This is a genomic window from Citrobacter sp. RHB25-C09, from assembly GCF_013836145.1.
Lineage (GTDB): Bacteria > Pseudomonadota > Gammaproteobacteria > Enterobacterales > Enterobacteriaceae > Citrobacter_A.
In genome coordinates this window covers 1,684,595-1,707,588 of the sequence record NZ_CP057483.1, presented here as the reverse complement: position 1 = coordinate 1,707,588, position 22,994 = coordinate 1,684,595, and the positions used below count along the sequence as shown (strand labels likewise).

16 protein-coding genes are annotated in these 22,994 nt (G+C 53.7%); 9 read left to right on the top strand and 7 right to left on the bottom strand.

Going from position 1 to position 22,994, the window contains the following annotated elements:
• The first annotated feature begins 25 nt into the window (after window positions 1–25).
• From ssuE to ssuB, 5 genes are read left to right on the top strand one after another with little or no spacing between them, the layout of a single operon-like run.
• Window positions 26–601: an NADPH-dependent FMN reductase gene (ssuE, locus tag HVY19_RS07880; protein WP_181683776.1), complete on the top strand. Its 576-nt coding sequence runs from the start codon at window positions 26–28 to the stop codon at window positions 599–601.
• Window positions 594–1,568: a sulfonate ABC transporter substrate-binding protein gene (locus tag HVY19_RS07875; RefSeq protein ID WP_181683775.1), complete on the top strand. Its 975-nt coding sequence runs from the start codon at window positions 594–596 to the stop codon at window positions 1,566–1,568. Before ssuE ends, HVY19_RS07875 begins: the two co-directional genes overlap by 8 nt.
• Complete coding sequence (gene ssuD / locus HVY19_RS07870) at window positions 1,565–2,710, top strand: FMNH2-dependent alkanesulfonate monooxygenase (RefSeq protein ID WP_181683774.1); 1,146 nt, start codon at window positions 1,565–1,567, stop codon at window positions 2,708–2,710. The genes HVY19_RS07875 and ssuD overlap by 4 nt, the downstream gene beginning before the upstream one ends.
• 11 nt (window positions 2,711–2,721) lie before the next feature.
• Complete coding sequence (gene ssuC / locus HVY19_RS07865) at window positions 2,722–3,513, top strand: aliphatic sulfonate ABC transporter permease SsuC (protein ID WP_181683773.1); 792 nt, start codon at window positions 2,722–2,724, stop codon at window positions 3,511–3,513.
• On the top strand, window positions 3,510–4,277 hold the full coding sequence (gene ssuB / locus HVY19_RS07860; RefSeq protein ID WP_181683772.1) for an aliphatic sulfonates ABC transporter ATP-binding protein: 768 nt from the start codon (window positions 3,510–3,512) through the stop codon (window positions 4,275–4,277). The genes ssuC and ssuB overlap by 4 nt, the downstream gene beginning before the upstream one ends.
• A gap of 107 nt (window positions 4,278–4,384) precedes the next feature.
• Here the strand turns inward: ssuB and pepN are convergent, their stop codons facing one another.
• The gene (gene pepN, locus HVY19_RS07855) at window positions 4,385–6,997 is read right to left on the bottom strand and encodes an aminopeptidase N (RefSeq protein ID WP_181683771.1); all 2,613 of its coding nucleotides are present in this window, start codon (window positions 6,995–6,997) and stop codon (window positions 4,385–4,387) included.
• A 264-nt stretch (window positions 6,998–7,261) separates the two neighbouring features.
• On the opposite strand from pepN, the gene pncB reads away from it, so the two are divergent.
• From pncB to aspC, 4 genes are all read left to right on the top strand, one after another.
• Window positions 7,262–8,464, top strand: a complete 1,203-nt coding sequence (gene pncB / locus HVY19_RS07850) for a nicotinate phosphoribosyltransferase (protein WP_181683770.1) — start codon at window positions 7,262–7,264, stop codon at window positions 8,462–8,464.
• 166 nt (window positions 8,465–8,630) lie between these two features.
• The gene (gene asnS / locus HVY19_RS07845) at window positions 8,631–10,040 is read left to right on the top strand and encodes an asparagine--tRNA ligase (RefSeq protein ID WP_181683769.1); all 1,410 of its coding nucleotides are present in this window, start codon (window positions 8,631–8,633) and stop codon (window positions 10,038–10,040) included.
• Between the two features lie 604 nt (window positions 10,041–10,644).
• Complete coding sequence (ompF, locus tag HVY19_RS07840; protein WP_275943234.1) at window positions 10,645–11,706, top strand: porin OmpF; 1,062 nt, start codon at window positions 10,645–10,647, stop codon at window positions 11,704–11,706.
• Between the two features lie 183 nt (window positions 11,707–11,889).
• Window positions 11,890–13,080 carry an aspartate transaminase gene (aspC, locus tag HVY19_RS07835; RefSeq protein WP_181683768.1) on the top strand — a complete coding sequence of 397 codons (1,191 nt, stop codon included), beginning with the start codon at window positions 11,890–11,892 and terminating at the stop codon, window positions 13,078–13,080.
• Window positions 13,081–13,202: 122 nt separating this feature from the next.
• Here the strand turns inward: aspC and HVY19_RS07830 are convergent, their stop codons facing one another.
• The 6 genes from HVY19_RS07830 to mukF form a co-directional block, all read right to left on the bottom strand.
• Window positions 13,203–13,850 carry an MBL fold metallo-hydrolase gene (locus tag HVY19_RS07830; RefSeq protein WP_181683767.1) on the bottom strand — a complete coding sequence of 216 codons (648 nt, stop codon included), beginning with the start codon at window positions 13,848–13,850 and terminating at the stop codon, window positions 13,203–13,205.
• Between the two features lie 19 nt (window positions 13,851–13,869).
• Window positions 13,870–14,418, bottom strand: coding sequence for a YcbK family protein (locus HVY19_RS07825; RefSeq protein ID WP_181683766.1), 549 nt, complete (start codon window positions 14,416–14,418; stop codon window positions 13,870–13,872).
• Between the two features lie 176 nt (window positions 14,419–14,594).
• The gene (ldtD, locus tag HVY19_RS07820) at window positions 14,595–16,352 is read right to left on the bottom strand and encodes a L,D-transpeptidase (protein WP_181683765.1); all 1,758 of its coding nucleotides are present in this window, start codon (window positions 16,350–16,352) and stop codon (window positions 14,595–14,597) included.
• Window positions 16,353–16,524: 172 nt separating this feature from the next.
• Window positions 16,525–20,985, bottom strand: a complete 4,461-nt coding sequence (gene mukB, locus HVY19_RS07815) for a chromosome partition protein MukB (protein WP_181683764.1) — start codon at window positions 20,983–20,985, stop codon at window positions 16,525–16,527.
• The gene (gene mukE, locus HVY19_RS07810; protein WP_181683763.1) at window positions 20,985–21,689 is read right to left on the bottom strand and encodes a chromosome partition protein MukE; all 705 of its coding nucleotides are present in this window, start codon (window positions 21,687–21,689) and stop codon (window positions 20,985–20,987) included. The genes mukB and mukE overlap by 1 nt, the downstream gene beginning before the upstream one ends.
• Window positions 21,670–22,992 (bottom strand): chromosome partition protein MukF, encoded by a 1,323-nt coding sequence (gene mukF, locus HVY19_RS07805; protein ID WP_181683762.1) that lies wholly within the window; start codon window positions 22,990–22,992, stop codon window positions 21,670–21,672. Before mukF ends, mukE begins: the two co-directional genes overlap by 20 nt.
• Window positions 22,993–22,994: the final 2 nt, after the last annotated feature.

Genomic DNA, 22,994 nt, shown 5'->3' with positions numbered 1-22,994 from the left:
TTGGTTATAAGAGGAGAATGGAACCATGCGCGTGATTACTCTCGCGGGAAGCCCTCGCTTTCCCTCCCGCTCCAGTTCGTTACTGGAATACGCCCGGGAAAAGTTGAGTCGCCAACAGATTGAGGTTTACCACTGGAACCTGCATAACTTCGAACCTGAAGATCTACTCTATGCCCGTTTTGACAGCCCGGCATTGAAGACACTAGTCGGACAACTTAAGGAAGCCGATGGTCTGATCGTCGCCACGCCAGTGTATAAAGCGGCTTACTCAGGTGCGCTAAAAACCCTGCTCGACCTGCTTCCGGAACGCGCGCTGGAGGGAAAAGTCGTGCTGCCCTTAGCCACTGGCGGCACCGTCGCCCATCTGCTCGCCGTTGATTACGCCCTGAAACCGGTGCTTAGCGCCCTCAAGGCGCAGGAGATTTTGCATGGCGTGTTTGCTGACAACTCTCAGGTGATTGATTACCAGCACAAGCCGCATTTCACCCCGAATTTGCAGTTGCGCCTTGATAACGCGCTGGAAACCTTCTGGCAGGCACTGCATCGCCGTGACGTTCCGGCCCCTGAATTCCATATTCCTCAAGGAGTTGTCCATGCTTAATTTCCTGAAACGACGCACACCATGGCTCGCGCTGACGGGGTTACTCACGCTTTCAGGTCTGGCGCAGGCGACGGAATCCGCCCCGGATGCGCTACGCATTGGTTTTCAGAAAGGCAGTATCAGCCTGGTTCTGGCCAAAAGCCATCAACTGTTGGAAAAGCGCTATCCGCAAACCAAAATCTCCTGGATTGAATTTCCGGCTGGGCCACAGATGCTGGAGGCACTCAACGTAGGAAGTATCGATATCGGCAGTACCGGTGATATCCCGCCGATTTTTGCCCAGGCCGCAGGTGCCGATCTGGTATACATCGGTGTTGAACCTCCGAAGCCAAAAGCTGAAGTGATTCTGGTTGCGGAAAACAGCCCAATCAAAACCGTTGCCGACCTCAAAGGCCATAAAGTCGCCTTCCAAAAAGGCTCCAGCGCGCATAATTTACTGCTGCGCGCGCTGCAACAGGCCGGGCTGAAATTTACTGATATCCAGCCGACATATCTGACCCCAGCGGATGCCCGCGCCGCTTTCCAGCAGGGTAACGTCGATGCCTGGGCTATCTGGGATCCGTATTACTCTGCCGCACTGTTGCAGGGAGGTGTGCGCGTCCTGAAAGATGGTACTGACCTTAAGCAGACCGGTTCATTTTATCTCGCCGCCCGTCCCTATGCGGAAAAAAATGGTGCCTTTATTCAGAACATACTGGGGATCTTCAGCGAGGCGGATGCCCTGACCATCAGCCAACGCACGCAGAGCATTACGCTGCTGGCGAAAACCATGGGATTGCCAGAGCCGGTCATTGCCTCGTATCTCGATCACCGTCCGCCAACCTCTATTTCTCCGGTAAGTCCCTCCGTCGCGGCGTTACAGCAACAAACCGCCGATCTGTTTTATGAAAATCGGCTGGTACCGAAAAAAATCGATATCCGTCAACGCATCTGGCAGCCTGGTCAACAAGAAGGAAAACAATTATGAGCCTGAATATGTTCTGGTTTTTACCCACTCACGGTGATGGACACTATCTGGGAACCGAAGAGGGATCCCGTCCGGTTGATCAGGGGTATTTGCAGCAAATTGCTCAGACGGTGGATCGCCTCGGCTTTACCGGCGTGCTGATCCCCACCGGACGCTCTTGCGAGGATGCGTGGCTGGTGGCGGCATCGATGCTCCCGGTGACGCAACGCCTGAAATTTCTGGTGGCTTTGCGCCCCAGCGTCACCTCCCCCACCGTCGCTGCACGTCAGGCTGCCACCCTGGACCGCCTTTCGAATGGTCGGGCGTTGTTTAACCTGGTGACCGGTAGCGATCCGCAAGAACTTGCGGGTGATGGCGTCTTTCTCGATCACACTGAACGTTACGAAGCCTCTGCGGAATTCACCGAGGTCTGGCGTCGTCTGTTAAAGGGCGAAGCCGTTGATTTCAACGGGAAGCATATACACGTTCGCGGAGCCAAACTGTTCTTCCCACCGATACAACAGCCGCATCCTCCGCTCTACTTTGGCGGTTCATCTGATGTCGCGCAGGATCTGGCCGCCGAACAGGTCGACCTCTACCTGACCTGGGGCGAACCACCCGCCCTGGTGAAAGAGAAGATCGAACAGGTTCGAGCGAAAGCCGCCGCGCGCGGGCGCAAAATTCGCTTCGGTATTCGCCTGCACGTCATTGTGCGCGAAACCAATGAAGAAGCCTGGCAGGCTGCAGATCGACTGATTGCCCATCTGGACGACGAGACGATCGCCAAAGCACAGGCGGCGTTTGCCCGCACCGATTCTGTAGGCCAGCACCGCATGGCGGCATTGCACAACGGCAAACGTGACAAGCTGGAGATCAGTCCTAATTTGTGGGCAGGTGTCGGTCTGGTACGTGGCGGTGCGGGTACTGCACTGGTTGGCGATGGCCCAACAGTTGCCGCGCGCATCAATGAATATGCTGCTCTCGGCATCGACAGCTTTGTGCTCTCCGGTTATCCGCACCTGGAAGAAGCCTGGAAAGTGGGCGAATTGTTATTCCCCCATCTGGATGTTGCGATCCCTGAAATTCCACAGCCGCAGCGCCTGCACCAGCAGGGAGAAGCTGTCGCGAACGAATATATTCCGCGTAAAATCGCACAAAGTTAAAGAATACGATCATGGCAACGTCAACCAATAAATGGTTGCTGCGCGTTGCCCCCTGGTTTTTACCGGTGGGCATCGTGGCACTCTGGCAACTCGCCTCCTCTGTGGGCTGGCTTTCCGGGCGCATTTTGCCCTCGCCGGAAGGCGTGGTTATCGCCTTCTGGACGCTCTCCGCCAGCGGTGAACTCTGGCAGCATCTGGCAATTAGCTCCTGGCGCGCACTGATCGGCTTTTCGATTGGTGGCTCCATCGGTCTGACCCTGGGCTTGATCAGCGGTTTGTCTCGCTGGGGCGAACGCCTGCTGGATACCTCGGTGCAGATGCTGCGTAATGTACCGCATCTGGCCCTGATCCCGCTGGTCATTTTGTGGTTTGGCATCGATGAAAGCGCGAAGATCTTCCTGGTCGCACTGGGCACACTCTTTCCGATCTATATCAACACCTGGCATGGGATCCGCAATATCGATCGCGGTCTGGTCGAAATGGCGCGCAGCTATGGACTGTCAGGTTTTCGGCTGTTTGTCCATGTGATCCTGCCCGGCGCTCTGCCTTCCATTATGGTCGGCGTGCGTTTTGCTCTGGGGCTCATGTGGCTGACGCTGATCGTCGCAGAAACCATCTCTGCCAATTCCGGCATCGGCTATCTGGCTATGAATGCCAGGGAATTCCTGCAAACGGATATCGTTGTCGTCGCCATTATTCTTTACGCCCTGCTCGGCAAGTTAGCCGATGTGAGCGCGCAGCTGCTGGAACGCGTCTGGCTACGCTGGAACCCGGCTTACCATGTGAAGGAGGCCACTGTATGAATACCGCCCGTCTGAATCAAGGTACGCCGCTACTGCTGAATGCGGTAACCAAAAAATATGCGAATAACACCGTACTGAACCAACTCGATCTGCATATCCCTGCCGGGCAGTTCGTTGCCGTGGTGGGACGCAGCGGTGGGGGCAAGAGCACCCTGCTACGCCTGCTGGCGGGGTTAGAATCCCCCACGGCGGGCGAGCTGCTGGCAGGAACGACGCCACTGGCTGAGATTCAGGATGACACGCGAATGATGTTCCAGGATGCCCGACTGCTGCCGTGGAAATCGGTCATCGATAATGTTGGACTCGGGCTAAAAGGCCATTGGCGGGACGCCGCACGTCAGGCGCTCGCCGCGGTTGGGCTGGAAAACCGGGCCGCGGAGTGGCCTGCGGCTCTTTCTGGCGGACAAAAGCAGCGTGTGGCGCTGGCGCGCGCGCTTATTCATCGGCCAGGTTTACTGCTGTTGGATGAACCGCTCGGCGCGCTGGATGCGTTAACACGCCTGGAGATGCAGGACCTGATCGTTTCACTGTGGCAGGAACATGGCTTTACCGTCCTGCTGGTGACACACGACGTCAGTGAAGCCGTGGCAATGGCAGACCGCGTGCTGCTGATCGAAGAAGGCAAAATCGGCCTTGATTTGACGGTGGATATCGCACGCCCCCGCCGTCTGGGATCGGTGCGGTTAGCAGAACTGGAAGCAGAAGTATTGAATCGGGTCATGAAGCGAGGAGAAACGGAGCAGCCGATCCGTCGACATGGATGAAGGATTGTGCAGTTGTAGGCCGGATAAGACGCGAAAGCGTCGCCATCCGGCAAAAACGCCCGGTGGCGCTTGCGCTTACCGGGCCTACAAAACCACAGAGCAATGTATCAGGCTAACGCTTTTGTGATCTTCTCAAACAGATCGCCAGAAAGATTCTCCAGCCCTTTCAACTGCTCCAGCGCCGCACGCATTTTTTCCTGACGTTTAGCATCGTAGCGCTTCAGGCGAATCAGCGGCTCAATCAGACGTGACGCCACCTGCGGGTTACGGCTGTTAAGCTCGGTCAGCATCTCCACCATAAACTGATAACCGCTGCCATCCTCGGCATGGAAAGCCGTCGGGTTACTGCCCGCAAACGCGCCGATCAGCGAACGGACCCGGTTCGGGTTGCTCATACTAAAGGAGCGGTGTTTCAGCAGTCCGCGCACCGTTTCCAGTACGTTATCCGCCGGGCTGGTGGATTGCAGAATAAACCATTTATCCATGACTAGACCGTCCTGATGCCACTTATCGTCATACTCCTGCATCAATACGTCACGGCACGGTAACTGCGCTGCAACGGCGGCAGACAGCGCCGCCAGGGCGTCGGTCATGTTGTTGGCTTCGCGGTACTGCTTGCTTACCAGCATATCGGCCAGTTGCGTTTCACCAAATGCCAGGAAGCGCAGGCAGGCATTACGCAGGGTACGCTTGCCGATATCCGCGTGTTCGACGCGATACTCGTCCAGACGATTGGCGTTGTAGATAGCAAGGAATTCATCGGCCAGTTCGGTCGCCAGAGTACGGGTCAGGGCTTCACGAACTTCAGCAATCGCCAGCGGGTCGATAATCTCGAACAACTCCGCGATTTCATTCACCGATGGCAGCGTCAGAATTTCCGCCGCCAGCGCCGGATCAATCTTCTCATCGAGCAGCACCGCACGGAATGCATCAGCAACATGAGCAGGCAGAGAGAGCGGTTGCCCCTGCTGATGACGCGCCACGTTCAGCTTGATATACGTCGCCAACAGGCTTTGCGCCGCGTCCCAACGTGAGAAGTCGTTACGCGCATGGCGCATCAGGAACGTCAGTTGTTGATCGCTCCACTTATATTCCAGTTTCACCGGGGCGGAGAATTCGCACAGCAAGGCGGGCACCGGCTGGAAATAGACGTTATCAAAGACGAACGTCTGTTCCGCCTGCGTCACATTCAGCACTGAATTCACCGGATGCCCCCCTTTTTGCAACGGGATCACCTTGCCTTCGTTGTCGTACAACTCAATGGCAAACGGAATATGCAGCGGCTGTTTTTCTGCCTGATCCGCGGTTGCCGGGGTACGCTGGCTGATGGTCAACGTGTACTGCTCGGTTTCCGGGTTGTAGTCATCTTTCACTGTAACCACTGGTGTACCGGACTGGCTGTACCAACGGCGGAAATGTGAAAGATCGACGTTGGAGGCATCTTCCATCGCCTGTACGAAATCATCACAGGTTGCCGCACTACCGTCGTGACGCTCGAAATATAGCTGCATCCCTTTCTGGAAGTTCTCTTCGCCCAGCAGGGTGTGAATCATACGGATCACTTCTGCGCCTTTCTCGTAAACGGTCAGGGTGTAGAAGTTATTCATCTCGATGACCATATCCGGACGGATAGGGTGCGCCATTGGGCTGGCGTCTTCGGCAAACTGCAATCCGCGCATGGTGCGCACGTTGTTGATTCGGTTAACTGCACGCGAGCCAAGATCGGAGCTGAACTCCTGATCGCGGAACACGGTGAGACCTTCTTTCAGGCTCAACTGGAACCAGTCGCGACAGGTGACGCGGTTTCCGGTCCAGTTGTGAAAATATTCGTGTCCGATGACCCGCTCGATGTCGAGATAGTCTTTATCAGTGGCGGTATCGGTGCGGGCCAGCACGTATTTGGAGTTAAAGATATTAAGCCCTTTATTCTCCATCGCGCCCATATTGAAGAAGTCGACGGCGACGATCATATAGATGTCGAGATCGTATTCCAGGCCGAAACGTTCCTCGTCCCACTTCATGGAATTTTGCAGGGAGGTCATGGCCCACGGCGCGCGGTCGAGGTTGCCACGATCAACGTACAGTTCAAGCGCAACTTCACGGCCAGAACGGGTGGTAAAGGTATCGCGCAGCACGTCGAAATCACCGGCCACCAACGCAAACAGGTAGCACGGTTTCGGGAACGGATCCTGCCACTGTACCCAGTGACGTCCATTGTCCAGTTCACCCTCTCCCACACGGTTGCCGTTAGAGAGCAGGAACGGATATTTCGTTTTGTCGGCGATAATTTTGGTCGTAAAACGCGCCAGCACATCCGGGCGGTCGAGATACCAGGTAATATGACGGAAACCTTCGGCTTCACACTGGGTACATAAGGCATCGCCAGACTGATACAGCCCTTCAAGCGCCGTATTGGCTGACGGGCTGATCTCATTCACGATGCGCAACGAGAATCGCTCTGGCAGGTCGCTGATGATCAACACGCCCTCTTCTTCTTTATAGGACGTCCACGGCTTATCGTTAACATGGAGGGAAACGAGCGTTAGCGCCTCGCCATTCAACGTCAGCGGGGCATCTGATGCGCCATGACGAACAGCCTGGCTCACTGCTGTGACCACGGTTTTTTCAGCATCCAGGTCAAAGGTCAAGTCAATATCAGTAATCTGGTAATCCGGCGCGCGATAGTCGTGGCGGTATTTGGCTTGTGGCTGTTGTGTCATAAAAAACCTTTAGCATCTTTTGAAGAGTCTCGACTTCAGTCTATTCCTGTTGCGTAAATCACGCTACGCAGAATGTTCATCTTTTCAGGCACAAACACCCTTTTTGCTACATTTTTATAACACGGGGCACGAAATGCACTCGACCCCACATTAAGCTTATGGTGTGATCGGGGTTCAATAAATCGCTAAACAGGGTATACTCCAGCGGTTTTCTTAGTTGTTTATTGTACTAAACGCTCCCTGAGAGGATGCTACTGCGCACCTATGACACAATTCGCTTCTCCTGTTCTGCACTCGTTGCTGGATACAGACGCTTATAAGTTGCATATGCAGCAAGCGGTTTTTCACCACTACTATGATGTGCAGGTAGCGGCGGAATTTCGTTGCCGTGGCGACGATCTGCTGGGAATTTATGCTGATACCATCCGCGAGCAGGTCAACGCGATGCAGCATCTGCGACTTCAGGAAGAGGAGTTTAAATGGCTCTCCGGCCTGCCCTTCTTCAAAACGGATTACCTGAACTGGCTGCGTGATTTCCGCTATAACCCGCAGCAGGTTTCTGTCGTTAATGACAACGGTAAACTCAATATCCGTTTAACCGGCCCGTGGCGCGAAGTCATTATGTGGGAAGTCCCACTGCTGGCGGTGATCAGCGAACTGGTTCACCGTTACCGTTCACCGGAAGCCGGCGTTGCGCAAGCACTCGATACGCTGGAGCGCAAGCTAGTCGATTTCTCTGCCTTAACGGCCGATCTCGATATGTCCCGCTTCCACCTGATGGACTTCGGTACCCGCCGTCGTTTTTCCCGCGACGTGCAGCAGGCTATCGTTCAACGCCTTCAACAAGAGCCGTGGTTCGTTGGCACCAGCAATTACGATCTTGCTCGCCGTCTGTCGCTGACGCCAATGGGAACCCAGGCGCACGAGTGGTTCCAGGCTCACCAACAAATCAGTCCGGATCTGGCCACCAGTCAGCGCGCTGCGCTGGCCGCATGGTTGAAAGAGTATCCGAATCAACTTGGCATCGCCCTCACCGACTGCATCACAATGGATGCATTTCTGCGCGATTTTGGCGCTGAATTTGCCACCCGTTATCAGGGATTACGCCACGATTCCGGCGATCCTGTTGAATGGGGCGAAAAGGCTATCGCTCACTATGAAAAGTTGGGCATTGATCCGCAAAGCAAAACGCTGGTTTTCTCCGATAATCTCGATCTGAACAAAGCGATTGACCTCTACCGCCACTTCTCCTCACGCGTTCAGCTCAGTTTCGGGATCGGTACACGTCTGACTTGCGATATTCCTCAGGTGAAGCCGCTGAATATTGTGATCAAGCTGGTGGAGTGCAACGGCAAACCGGTTGCCAAACTTTCTGACAGCCCCGGCAAAACGATCTGTCACGATAAAGCCTTCGTCCGCGCTTTACGTAAAGCGTTTGATCTCCCGCATATTCAAAAAGCCAGCTAATCAGTTCAGGGAGCCGCTTCGGCTCCCTTTTCACAATTAATTCCGAAATCTTTCTGTTTGCTAACGAATTCTGCTTGTCTGATTGCAGATGCCAGGTAACATAGGAATACTCCCTCATTCGGAGGGATACGTGTTTATATATCGGACTATTAACAGAGAGAATATTATGAGCGTTGTGCCTGTAGCCGACGTACTCCAGGGCCGCGTAGCCGTTGACAGCGAAGTCACCGTGCGCGGATGGGTACGTACCCGCCGAGATTCAAAAGCTGGCATCTCCTTCCTCGCCGTTTATGACGGTTCCTGCTTTGATCCTGTACAGGCCGTCATTAATAATTCTCTGCCCAATTACAATGAAGAAGTACTGCGCCTGACGACCGGCTGCTCCGTCATCGTTACGGGTAAGGTTGTTGCCTCTCCGGGGCAAGGCCAGAATTTTGAAATTCAGGCGACGAATGTCGACGTCACCGGCTGGGTGGACGATCCTGATACTTACCCGATGGCGGCAAAACGTCACAGCATTGAATACCTGCGTGAAGTTGCGCACCTGCGTCCGCGCACCAACATGATTGGTGCCGTCGCACGTGTTCGTCATACGCTGGCACAGGCGCTGCATCGTTTCTTCGATGAACAGGGTTACTTCTGGGTTTCGACGCCGCTGATTACCGCCTCCGATACCGAAGGTGCTGGCGAGATGTTCCGCGTTTCGACGCTGGATCTGGAAAACCTGCCGCGTAACGACCAGGGCAAAGTGGACTTCGACAAAGACTTCTTTGGTAAAGAGTCTTTCCTGACCGTTTCCGGACAGTTAAACGGCGAAACCTATGCCTGCGCGTTATCCAAGGTTTATACCTTTGGACCGACGTTCCGTGCTGAAAATTCCAACACCAGTCGTCACCTGGCGGAGTTCTGGATGCTGGAACCGGAAGTCGCCTTTGCCAGCCTGAACGATATTGCCGGTCTGGCGGAAGCGATGCTCAAATATGCCTTCAAGGCAGTGCTGACAGAACGCGCCGACGATATGAAGTTCTTTGCGGAGCGTGTGGACAAAGAAGCGATCAGTCGTCTGGAACGCTTTATTGAGTCCGACTTTGCTCAGGTGGACTACACCGATGCTGTAGCCATTCTTGAAGAGTGCATTAAGAACGGTAGAAAATTCGAGAACCCGGTTTACTGGGGTGTGGACCTCTCCTCTGAGCATGAGCGTTATCTGGCAGAAGAACACTTCAAAGCCCCGGTGGTAGTGAAAAACTATCCGAAGGATATTAAAGCGTTCTATATGCGCCTGAACGAAGACGGTAAAACCGTCGCGGCAATGGACGTGCTGGCGCCGGGCATTGGTGAGATCATCGGTGGCTCTCAGCGTGAAGAGCGTCTGGACGTTCTGGATGCGCGTATGCTGGAGATGGGTCTGAACAAAGAAGATTACTGGTGGTATCGCGACCTGCGCCGCTACGGTACTGTGCCGCACTCTGGTTTCGGCCTCGGCTTTGAGCGTCTGATCGCCTATGTTACCGGTGTTCAAAACGTTCGTGACGTGATCCCGTTCCCACGCACCCCGCGTAACGCCACTTTCTAATAGCGTTTCGCTCAAAGGCCAGCTCTGCTGGCCTTTTTTACGCTCTCATTTGTCAGTTTTTGTGAGCAGAAAGTAAAGCACCCTTCACTCATTTCCCAAAGATTTTTAGCTCTGTTACGTAGTATTACTGCGAAACATTTCTGCACAAAAAATAACCCACTCTTTTCTTGTGGATTAGCATTTTCTGATCCATTAGCACATTTTTCACACAAATAAATGGCTTTCCAGACGTCTGGAAGCAAATTTCGGCACGATCTGGTGCGCCTGATTTCTGTACTCCTTTTTTCACTTATTTAAATTAAAGATAAGAAAATCATATAAATAGATATGACTTTAGGAGTTTTTAGTCAGAATGGGGTTGAAATTTGAAGTCGTTCACAAAGTTCCATAAATGTAATATTTGGTTACACATTTTTTCTTTTTGAAACCAAATCTTTATCTTTGTAGCATTTTCGCAGTAGCGAAACGTTAGTTTGAATGGAAAGATGCCTATCAGACACATAAAGACACCAAACTCTCATCAATAGTTCCGTAAATTTTTATTGACAGAATTTATTGACGGCAGTGGCAGGTGTCATAAAAAAACCAATGAGGGTAATAAATAATGATGAAGCGCAATATTCTGGCAGTGGTTATCCCTGCCCTGCTGGTAGCTGGTGCAGCTAACGCTGCAGAAATCTATAACAAAGACGGCAACAAACTCGACCTGTACGGTAAAGCTGTTGGTCTGCATTATTTTTCTGACAACGCTGGTAACGACGGCGATCAGACTTACGCCCGTCTTGGTTTCAAAGGGGAAACTCAGATCAATTCCGACCTGACCGGTTACGGCCAGTGGGAATACAACTTCGCGGGTAACAACTCCGAAGGCGGTTCTGACGCTCAGAACAACAACAAAACGCGTCTGGCTTTCGCTGGTCTGAAATTTGGCGACGCGGGTTCTTTCGACTACGGTCGTAACTACGGCGTAGTTTATGACGCACTGGGCTACACCGATATGCTGCCAGAATTCGGCGGTGATACTGCGTACAGCGATAACTTCTTCGTGGGTCGTGTTGGCGGCGTTGCAACTTACCGCAACTCCAACTTCTTCGGTCTGGTTGACGGCCTGAGCTTCGCAGCACAGTACCTGGGTAAAAACGAGCGTGAAGGTAACATCGGTCGTTCTAACGGTGACGGCTTCGGCGGTTCTGTTAGCTACGAAATGGATGGCTTCGGTATCGTGGGTGCATACGGCGCCGCTGACCGTACCGACGATCAGGTTGCTTCTGTACGTGGTCACGGTGAAAAAGCTGAGCAGTGGGCTACCGGTCTGAAATACGACGCGAACAACATCTACCTGGCAGCTAACTACGGTGAAACCCGTAACGCTACCCGTATCGAAGATGGTTTCGCGAACAAAACTCAGGACTTCTTCGTTGTTGCTCAGTACCAGTTCGATTTCGGTCTGCGTCCGTCCATCTCCTACAACAAATCTAAAGCGAAAGACGTAGAAGGTGTGGGTGATGAGGATCTGGTGAACTACATCGAAGTAGGCGCAACCTACTACTTCAACAAAAACATGTCCACCTATGTTGACTATCAGATCAACCAGATCGATTCTGACAACAAACTGGGCGTGAACGACGACGACACCGTTGCTGTGGGTATCGTTTACCAGTTCTAATAGCAGACCCCTTTGCTAAATGCCTAAAAAACAGGACTTCGGTCCTGTTTTTTTTTGCCTGTCAGCGTAATCTTGCGACTTCACAAATCCTTCAGAGTTTTCATCAGTAACGGTTGGCATTTTGTAAATCTACCGTTAACCTGATAGCGGAATTCCCTTCTGTAACCACAATGGAACCTCGTCATGTTTGAGAACATTACCGCCGCCCCTGCCGACCCAATTCTGGGCCTGGCCGATCTGTTTCGTGCTGATGACCGCCCCGGGAAAATCAACCTTGGAATCGGTGTATATAAAGATGAAACTGGCAAAACGCCGGTGCTTACCAGCGTAAAAAAAGCCGAGCAGTATCTCCTCGAAAATGAAACAACGAAAAATTACCTCGGCATTGACGGTATTCCTGAATTTGGCCGTTGCACACAGGAACTGCTGTTCGGTAAAGGCAGCGTGCTGGTTAACGACAAGCGCGCACGCACGGCGCAAACCCCAGGCGGTACTGGCGCATTGCGCGTTGCTGCCGATTTCCTGGCGAAAAACACATCGGCAAAACGCGTGTGGGTGAGCAATCCGAGCTGGCCGAACCACAAGAGCGTGTTTAATTCCGCCGGTCTGGAAGTGCGCGAATATGCCTATTACGACGCTGAAAGCCACTCTCTGGACTTCGACGCGCTGCTAAATAGCCTGAGCGAAGCCCAGGCTGGGGATGTGGTGCTGTTCCACGGTTGCTGCCATAACCCAACCGGGATCGACCCTACGCTAGAGCAATGGCAAACGCTGGCGCAACTTTCTGTAGAAAAAGGCTGGCTGCCGCTGTTTGATTTCGCGTACCAGGGCTTTGCCCGTGGTCTGGAAGAAGATGCAGAAGGTCTGCGCGCCTTTGCCGCACTGCACAAAGAGCTGATCGTCGCGAGCTCTTACTCGAAGAACTTTGGCCTGTACAACGAGCGTGTAGGTGCCTGTACGCTCGTTGCGGCTGACGCTGAAACCGTAGACCGCGCCTTCAGCCAGATGAAGTCCGTCATTCGTGCTAACTATTCCAACCCGCCAGCACACGGCGCTTCTGTGGTGGCGACTATTCTCAGCAACGACGCGCTGCGCGCGATTTGGGAGCAGGAACTGACCGACATGCGCCAGCGCATTCAGCGTATGCGTCTGCTGTTTGTGAATACCTTGCAAGAGAAAGGTGCGAATCGCGATTTCAGCTTCATCATCAAACAAAACGGCATGTTCTCTTTCAGCGGCCTGACCAAAGAACAGGTGCTGCGTCTGCGTGAAGAGTTTGGCGTTTACGCCGTGGCCTCTGGCCGCGTCAACGTTGCCGGAATGACGCCGGATAACATGGCGCCGCTGTGCGAAGCCATCGTCGCAGTACTGTAAAATAAAAAAGCCGGGTAGCGATAGCGCCTACCCGGCTTATAACATTCTTACTTTCAGATCTGTCGGATGGCGGCGTATTGCCTTATCCAGCCTACGGTCAGCGCCATCAAGAACCTCTACGCTTACCAGACTGGCATTTCATCCTGCAGGAACGGGTTGTGCACCCGCTCATAGCCCAGCGTCGACATCGGGCCATGACCCGGAATAAACGTCACGTCATCACCCAGCGGCAGCAGCTTACGTTTGATCGAATCAATCAACTGATTATGGTCGCCACGCGGGAAATCACTGCGCCCAACTCCGCCTTTAAAAATCACATCGCCGGAAATCAGCAGTTTCGATTGATCATCAAAAAACACTACGTGCCCTGGCGTGTGGCCCGGACAATGAAGTACCTGTAAAGCGACATTCCCGACGCTGACGCTGTCCCCTTCGTTGAGCCAACGATCGGGCGTCAGAGGCTGACACTCATCAAGGCCAAACATGCGACTCTGGGCAGGCAGGCCCTGGAGCCAGAACTCATCCTCTTTTTCCGGACCGATAACGGGTACACCGTAATGGGCTGCCAGTTCCGCCGCCGCACCAACGTGATCGAGATGTCCGTGGGTGAGGAGAATTTGCATCAGCGTCACGCCGCTGGCTTCAACTTCCTGTTTGATGGTTTCCGCATCGCCGCCGGGATCGACAAGCGCTGCCAGACGGGTTTGTTCACACCAGATCAAAGAACAGTTCTGGGAGAAGGCGGTGACCGGAATAATACGATAGTTCATACTGCCCCTGTTTCGTTAATCACCAGTGCCGCAACGGCCCGGTGTCAATATGCACAAAGTTACTGCGTGGGTAGTATCCTACACCACCTGCGCGCATAGATAACGCAGCTTTGCGGATATTGCTCAACGAAATACCTTCAATATGAAAATCCATGGCCTGGCCTTTGGTGTGATAGCTTTGCTTCGCTACCCCACGGCTGTGCGCACGCAGTTCGTTATTCGTCACGGGTGAGCGGTAGCCAGAAATCAACTGCACGGGTTTGCGGGTCCCCAACAGCCCTTGCAGACGAAAGAGTTGGTCAAAGAGTCCTGGGTCGATGGACTTCACCTTATTCGCGCGATAGTCACGGAAAAAATGGTTAAGTTTGGCTAATTCATCCTGAATATAAGCTCTGCCATCAAAAAATTCCGCTTTGATTGACTCCCCGGTATGCAGGTTATTGAGGGTCAAAATACGCGGACGCGGGGTGGAGAGTGTGGCAAACGCAGGTGCAGGTAAGATGGCGGCACCGAGTGCAACGCCACCTAACGCCAGCAGTTTGCGGCGATTAGCGTCAAAGTTGTCCATGGTATTAAGGTCTACAAGTCAATGTTATCGTCTATATGCTACAGCGCACGTAGGGCACCTTAACTGGCAAAAAAGCTGCCGTCAAGGTGGCCTAACCCCAGCAATGGCGGGGCCTCCAGACAAGCACCCCGTTTTTGCTATTTATTACGACAACATATTTATCAGAACTTCTTCATTTATCTGATTAATTGTTCTGCTTTTACCACAATTTGTGCACTGGATCGCGCTGTGAGATCGTAATTGTAAATATCTGTACGATACTGGGTCCGGCCATCCGCGCCGACAAAGGCTGTCAGATAGTAGAGGTTTACCGGTATCGTCTGGCGGATATTGACGTAGCGGGTATCACCCTGCCTGAGGGCATCCGATATTCGCGTATCGTTCCAGCCCGCGTCCTGGAGCAACATATTTGCAAGCTCAGACGCTTTATTTACCCGTACGCAGCCAGAGCTTAGCGCACGAGTATCTTTCTGAAACAAACCGTGATTAGGCGTGTCATGCAAATAAATGGCGTCTGAGCTTGGCATATTGAATTTATACCGACCCAGAGAGTTATGTGCACCTGGCGCCTGCTGGAAACGGAACGGCAGATTTGACGGTGTAATCGTGGACCAGTCAATTTGCCATGGGTCAAGCGCTTCCCGGCTATTCCAGCCACGCATGACGGTATAACCATGGCGTTCCAGATAGCCAGGATCATTCCACAGTTTCGGCAGGATGTCCTTGCGTGCCAGCGTCGGCGGGACGTTCCACGGCGGGTTCACGACAACATTATTGAGCGCGCTGCTCATCATGGGCGTTTTTCGGTCCGGTCGACCGACAATCACTCGCGAAGCCAGAACCTCATTTCCGTTCTGGTAGTAGACCAGCGAATACGCCGGAATATTCACCATGATCCCGGTGGTAAGTTCGCCCGGAAGCAGACGCAAACGCTGGATGTTAAGCGCCAAAACCCCTGCCCGCTGAGCCGGTGTCACATTCAGCCAGTTACGGGTCGCCGGTCCAATGGCCCCATCAGCGCCCAGACCTTGCCAGCTCTGGAAGCGTTTAACTGCCTCAACCAACTCTTTGTCATAGGCGGCACGAATGGCTGGCGTTTCATCTCCCGGTAAGGCAATGTCTGGCTCGCCTTCAAGCATCCCGGTGCGCTGTAAAATTTCACGCAGCGCCGGCACGTCGTTACTCCATTGCCCCGGTCTGAGCGTTACCTTACTGGCGATTTGTGGCCAAGGGCGCGAATCTTCTACCAGTTTGACGAGCGACGCATGCATCGCCGCATACTGAGGATGCTGCGGCGCAAGTTGGCTAATAAACGCAGGCAGTTGACCATTGTCCAGCGCGACCTGCCACTGGTTAATCACTGACAGCGGCGGCGTGGTCAGCGCATACGGCTTACTGCTGTAGAGCCAGCGATTGCCTTTTACCGGAATGTTGGCGATGAAATGGAGATACCCCATCATCGCGTCAGACAGCACCAGTTCGCGCGACAGTCCCGTCACTGAAGGGTCAGTCAGGAGTGACACCCAGGTCGTGAACTGCGGCTGGAACCCCGCAATTGCCACTTCTGCTAACTGCTGCTGGAATGCCTTAACCGCGTCACGATTTTCCCACATGGGTTTCATGTCACGTGCGGCATACAGCAGTTCCAGTTGGTTCATATAAACGGGGGTGTAGCCGGATGGCAGTTGCGACTGTAACGCAGCGCGGGCCTTCTCTGCCGCGCCTTCGGGGAGCTGTTGCACTCCCGCCATAACTGCAGTCGCGACGGATTGCGTTTGTGGCTGAGCCAGGTTTTGCTCACTGACGACAGCCGGGCTGTCGCCGGGAATAACTTCAGGCTCATCTGCCTGAACACTGAAAAGCGGACCGAATGCTACGGCCAGGCATATACTCATTGCCGACAGCCGACGACCACCAAATTTATTAAGCAACATCCCTTGCCCTCTGGTTACATTACAACGTGCTCACATTTACCGGAGCTTTCTTTCATTATAGAAAGGCTGATATGTGATTGCCTAACCTAATGTAAAGAAGATTAAAGAAAATGCATCTTAAATAATGTATTTCAGAATTAAATAAGGCGGCAATCCTGCCGCCCTGAGTGGTTTACCCCGCTTCTGACGGGGCATCTGCGGTGCCGGGAAGCGGCTCAGCAAGCTGCGGCGCAAAGCCGCGCAGCCCAACGACATGAACGTGTTCCGTGTTCTGGAAGACTTTACGCACCAGTTTGTAAGTGGTGCCCTTCTCCGGACTGATATTTTCTGGCGCTGCGATGATAAGCTGCATCTGCAAACGTTCACACAGTTCGAATAAGGTCGCAATAGAGCGCGCATCCAGACGTGCCGCTTCATCGAGGAACAGCAGACGACACGGCGAAATGTCTTTGCCGCGCAGACGGCGCGCTTCATCTTCCCAACTCTGGACAACCATGACCAGGATTGACATCCCGGTACCGATCGCTTCACCGGTTGACAGCGCACCAGATTCCGCACGCAGCCAGCCATCGGAACCACGGTTAACTTCGACTTCCATTTCCAGATAGTTACGGTAATCCAGCAACTCCTCACCGATGGTCTGCGGCGTACGCTGCCCCATATCAATTTGCGGGTTCAGACGTTGATACAGCTTCGCCAGCGCTTCCGAGAAGGTCAGTCGGTTACTGTTGAACAGATCCTGATGCTGCTCGTGCTGTTCAGAAAGCACTTCCAACAACGTGGCATGGCTCTCACGCACATTCACATTCAGACGCACGCTATTCACCTGGCCGAACGAGACGCTCTGCAAACCCTGGTTGAGCTGACGAATACGATTCTGCTCGCGCTGAATCGTCTTGCGAATGATATTCGCGACGCTACGGGAGCTGATCGCCAGCTTCTGTTCACGGGAGGTCAGCTCTTCGGTCAGACGTCCCAGTTCAATTTCCATCTGTTCGATGGCTTCAACCGGATCGTCGGTACGGATAATATCCTGACGGATTCGTTCACGCAGATGCTGATAGACTGCAACGAAGAACTGGATTTTGCGTTCGGGACGTTTCGGATCTTCAGACATGCGCAGAACGTCGCGCAGATGTTCGTTATCCGCCACCGCCAGACGCAGCGCACCAAGCGCTTTATCCGACATGGAGCGCAAATCATCCCCGGAGAGATACGCCAGTTCGCGACGGTGCAGACGACGCTCAACGCCATTATCTTTCACCATCCGCATGACGGCGCACCAGCCCGCTTTCGCTGTCACCACCTGCTCGCGCATTTCAAAATAATCACGCTCAAGCTTGCGCAGTTTGCGCGTCAGGTTATCCATTTCCGCTTCGCAGAAGGTCAACGCTTTTTCGAGCTGATTACGCCGTGCGCGGTTATTGCTCAGTTGTGCATGCAATTCATCGCGACGAATACGCGCGCGCTCTTCGGCACCGCTATCGGCACGCACGCCGATATCCTGTAATTCACGCTGCAAATCATTAAGCAGCTCTTTTTTGGTGTCATACGAGCTTTTCAGCGACGCCATGACCTGATTGTACTGGCTTAATTGCGCAGCATGACCACGTAAGGCCTCACGGGCGCGCGTACGTTCAGCTTCCGCGTGTTCCAGACGTTCGCGCAGCTTTTCATTCAAATCGCTGTTGCCGCTGAGCATTTCTGCGGAATCAGAGTAACCAAAATGCGCGCGACGCTGAACCACTTCGGTGAGCGCAAACGCCTGTTGGCGAGCTTCACGCTGGGTCTGCTGGGAATAGGCATAATCTTCTTTAAGCTGTTCAAACTGCTCAGGATCGCTTTGCAGTACTGAAACTACCGGTTCCAGTTTCGCGAGTTGGTTACCGTACTGCTGAACAAAGCGCGCGGCCTCCTGAGCTTCATCCAGACGCTCGCGGATCTCTTCCACGCGATCGGCCAGGCTGTCGTCTGCCAACAACGTCAGACGCGGCAACAGGCGGTTGAGTGCTGAAACGCCCTCTTTCGCCTGCTCGTACTGGAGACGCTGCTGCTGGTTATCATTTTCATGGTTGGTCAGCGCACGCTCCAACTCAACGCGTCGGCTATTAAGCTGACGAATTTCGGCTTCCGGGTCGGCGTCAAACGCCACCGCGAGATGGCTACCGATAAAGCGGCTGAACGCCTGATGCAGACGCTGAGTTTTTTGAACGTCAAAGGAGAGCGTGGCAAAACGCTCAGACAGCCCTTCACGCTCTGCATGCAGGTTTTCGATACGGTTTTCACGCGCCGCGCGGCCAAACAGCGGTACGGACGGGAAACGCGAATAGCGCCACTGACGATCGGCAGTCTTCACCACCACCGCTTTTTCCAGTTCGTCGACATTGTAAACGCTGTCATCGAACGACTGCGGATCCCCTTCGATCAGATATAAATCTTCCGGGCAATCCGTCAGGCCTTCCAGTTGATCGGCGACCAGCGAGAGATCCGGCACCACAATGGCATGACGTGACGGACCGTATAACGCGGAGAAGTACGGTGCGTCGTCAAGGCTGACGTCGTCATAGATTTCAGACAGCAACACGCCGCCAAAACGCTCCGCCAGCGCGTTCAGGCGCGGATCTTCAGAACCGCCAGGCTGGCTTAAACGCTCGATCTCTTCATCGACCGCATTTTTCCGCGCGCCAACTTCATCACGTTCAACAATCGCTTCGCGCTCGCGCTCAAGCAGCTGTTGCAGATATTCGGTCACTTCCTGACTGGAGGTAAACTCTTCACCGCACTGCTCGCTGAGCTGGCTCAGACTGTTCTGCGCTGCGAGCCATACCGGCGCACGCTGCATTAAATGCTGAATGCGGGACTGGAGCTGTTCCTGCTCCTGGCGCAGCGCCATACGCTGTTCATGCGCATTTGACACGCTGTCAGAGAGCGAGGCAATACGAGCTTCCAGCTCATGATGCAGGGCTTCCAGCTCATCAATATCGAAATTTTTCCCCTGGCGTTTGCAGAATTCCGCCAGCAGTCGTTCGGCTTCCTGTTGCTCATGGAGACGCTGTTCCAGTTCGCTCAGACGCATCCGCAAAGGCTGCACCTGTTCTGCCAGGTGACGCTGATTCACCCCGTCACGCAGCAGTTCACGCGCCACTTCCCAGGCTTCATTACGCGCCAGCGGACCGTTGATCGCCACCACCAGCTGATATGCCTGTTCAAACTGGCTGTGCGCAGTCTGCGCGACGCTCATTTTCTGTTCCAGTGAAAGCAGTTTTTCAGTTGCTACTTGCTCTTTCGCCTGGAAGGTTTCCAGCCATTCCGCCGCGCTGTCTGCGGTGAGATCCGGCAGATGGCACAGCGCTTTGGCGCGTTCTAACGCGGTAATCGCCTGGTTGTACTGAATGGCGCGGGTCTGCTGAACGTCCAGCGCCTGCTGGTAGTCAGCAAGCTGGCTCTTCAGCTCATCCACTTCCAGCTCAGCCGCTTCAGCCCGCGCTTCGTTCTCTTCCTGACGATCGGCGGCTTCTGCCACCACTTCGTTTTGCTCTTCCAGACGGATCTGCAATTCATCGAGATCCGCTTCATAGCGTTCAATTTTTTCCTGCTGGCGGAGCGCGGTTTGCACCAGGTTCAGGTGATCGCTGGCAGCCTGGTAATCGGCTTCAAGATCGCCCTCGGCACCGTTGTGTTCACCCAATTCACGCGCCATGTCAACATGCTTATACTGCTCTGCCGCCAGTTGCTTACGTGATGCGTGCAGTTCACGACGGTACTCCAGCGCTTTATCCAGATGGATCCGTCGTTCATTCGCATGCCGCATGTAGTCTGCCGCCACGTAGTTAGTGGCTTCGCTAATCAGATGCTTAAACAGATCGCGATCGGACTGGGTAACGCGAATGGCTTCCAGCGTCAGGCGGTTTTCACGCAGCGCGGCTTCCATGTCCTGGAATGCCTTGCGCACACCGCTGTTTTCCGGCAGCAGATAGTCACGCAGAGAACGGGTAATTGCACTGGAAATCCCGCCGTACAGCGAGGCCTCAATCAGTCGATAGAACTTACTACGGTCAGAAGCGGTGCGCAGACGACGAGCAATGATGCCTAAGTCAAACATCAGGGAGTGGTAATCAGTGATGGAGTTAAATTGCTTAAACTGCACCCCTTCCATCTCGTCGAGCTTCTCTTTTAACTCGGTAAGCGGCAAGACACGCGCCTGACGTTCATTAAGCGCTTCAGTGACCAGTTGTGTCGGCTGAACCGACATTGGCAAGCCCTGAATGGCAAAAGGTTTGATATCAACTTTTCGGTCACGCCCTGCGACCTGCTGCAGACGTACACCAACCACCACGCGCTGATGGCGTGAGTTGATGGTATCGAGCATCGAATAACAGACGCCAGCTTTTAGCTTACCGTGCAGGCCTTTATCACGTGAACCACTGGTGGCCCCCGCTTCGGTCGTGTTACGGAAGTGCAGAAGCGTTAAGTCCGGAATAAGCGCCGTAACAAATGCCGCCATTGTCGTGGATTTACCCGCCCCGTTCCCCCCGGAGAGCGTGGTGACCAGTTCATCAAGGTCAAAAGTACGGGCAAAAAAACCGTTCCAGTTAATCAGCGTAAGTGAGCGAAATTTACCGCGTTCAATCATTATTCTTCTTCTCCACTGTCCGCCTGATTATCGTCGCTCTCATCATTGAGCTGTAGATGGTTTTCGATTGGCATCGCTTCACCATCACGGATCAAGCGGCGCTGCGCTTCTCGCGGATCGTCACCGCTACGTACGTCCGCGCCAAAGCGGAATACCGATTCCGTAATGCGGAATTTGCTGCTGTCATGTCCCATAAACCACACCATGCCTAAGCGGCGCAGGCGGTTTAAAGATGAACGCATTTTTTCCTGGAGTTTTTGACGGTCCACATCGGAGCCGGTCGAACGGTTATTCACCAGTTTCAACAGTTTGGCTTCGTCGGCCAGCGTCAGAAGTTCGTCATACAGCTCCTGCTGAGTAAAAATCCCCTCGTTCGCCAGTCGCTCGGGACTGAGATAGAGATAACAGAGGATTTTGCCCACCATCATGTCCAGTTCGGACAGGACGGAACGCGGAATGAGCGTCGTTGAACGCGGACGCAGGTAGAAAAACCCTTCCGGCGCACGAATTAACTCCACGTTATAGCGACTATAAAACTCTTCCAGGTAATCCTGGAAATCCATTAAAAAGGCATGATTATCCAGCTCATCCAGGCCAACATGGCGACCTGAGCGTAATGCGCTATCCAGCGCCGGAAATAACGGATTCGCCAGCGCCTGCGCCAGCTTAACCGGCATCACTTGTTCAATATTTGTCAATGACATGCGCCTGTACCTTGGCTCCGTAATCATTAATCGGCTGCCATTTGGCTGGCAGTCCGGTGAAATCTGCTTGCGCTACGCCAAGACGTACCGCCTGATCGATAACAACACGCGCAACGTCAAAGTGGCGCGCACGCGGGTATTGCGCCAGATATTCGCGCACTACCAGGCCGAGATCCAGAGGTGCCTGCCGGGATTTATAGATGACCAACTGCTCTTCGATGATCGCCGCCAGTTGTTCACGGATCTCGTTAAACTCTTCGTACTCTAAATCCGGCGGAAGTTCCCCGGTAACCTCTTCATCGCGTAACGCCATCTCTTCGTCGCGCATATCCAGCAGACGGTCGGCGTTGGCGTATGTCAGTGCCCATGGTTCATCGAAGTAGGTCTGCACCGACTGACGCAGACGCTGGGCAAAGACGCGGTTTTTATCCATGTCGATCGCGGTACGGATAAATTTGTGCACATGGCGGTCGTAACCGATCCACAGGTCGATCGATTGCTGGCCCCAGCTAATAATACGATCGAGCTTACTTTGCAGATCGAACACCAGACGATCGACAAAATGCAGATCGTCGTGAGCGAGCGTCGCGTCCTGAATTCGTAACAGGTGCGCCTGAAGCTTATCGCCAGCCGCTTCCAGGGTATCCTGCAGTTCACGCAGGGTGCCGGAAGTTTCAGAAAGCAACATTTCACAGCTTGAAATCGCGGCACGCCAGTCTTTATTCAGCAGTTGGGCAATGTCATCTTTTACCTGCTGCTGCTGCTCATCCATAATGCGCTGCGTGAGATCGATACTGTCGAAAATCTCCGCCACCGAATATTTCAGCGGTGCGTAGACATTGCGGTGCCAGTGGAATTCATCGCCACCTTCGTCAGCCGCATCCGCTGCGCGTTTCAGTTCGCCAGCGACAATGGAAAGTTGCATCGACAAACGCAGCGTAGAAAATTCACGCTGACGGATATAGTAATCGGTAATGCCTATGCCAAGCGGCGTCAGACGATAAATAGCGTTACCTTCGGCCAGTTCACTGGTAAAGCGGTTCAGCAGACGTTGACGAACCATATCGTTGATCGCATTGTTTGCGCGCACGCCGATGGTTTCGCTGGTTTGCTCAAACGCATCACTGACATGGCGGAATGCATCCACCAGTTCACCTTCACTCATCTCGCCGTCCAGGCGTTCGCCGTTCAGCGTGGCAACCGCCAGCAGAAACGACAGTCGGTCCACCGGCAGCGTGAGAGAGAAGTCATTTTTTCTGGCCCAGGCAACCAGTTCGGGGACTGTCTGGGAAAATTCACTCATAA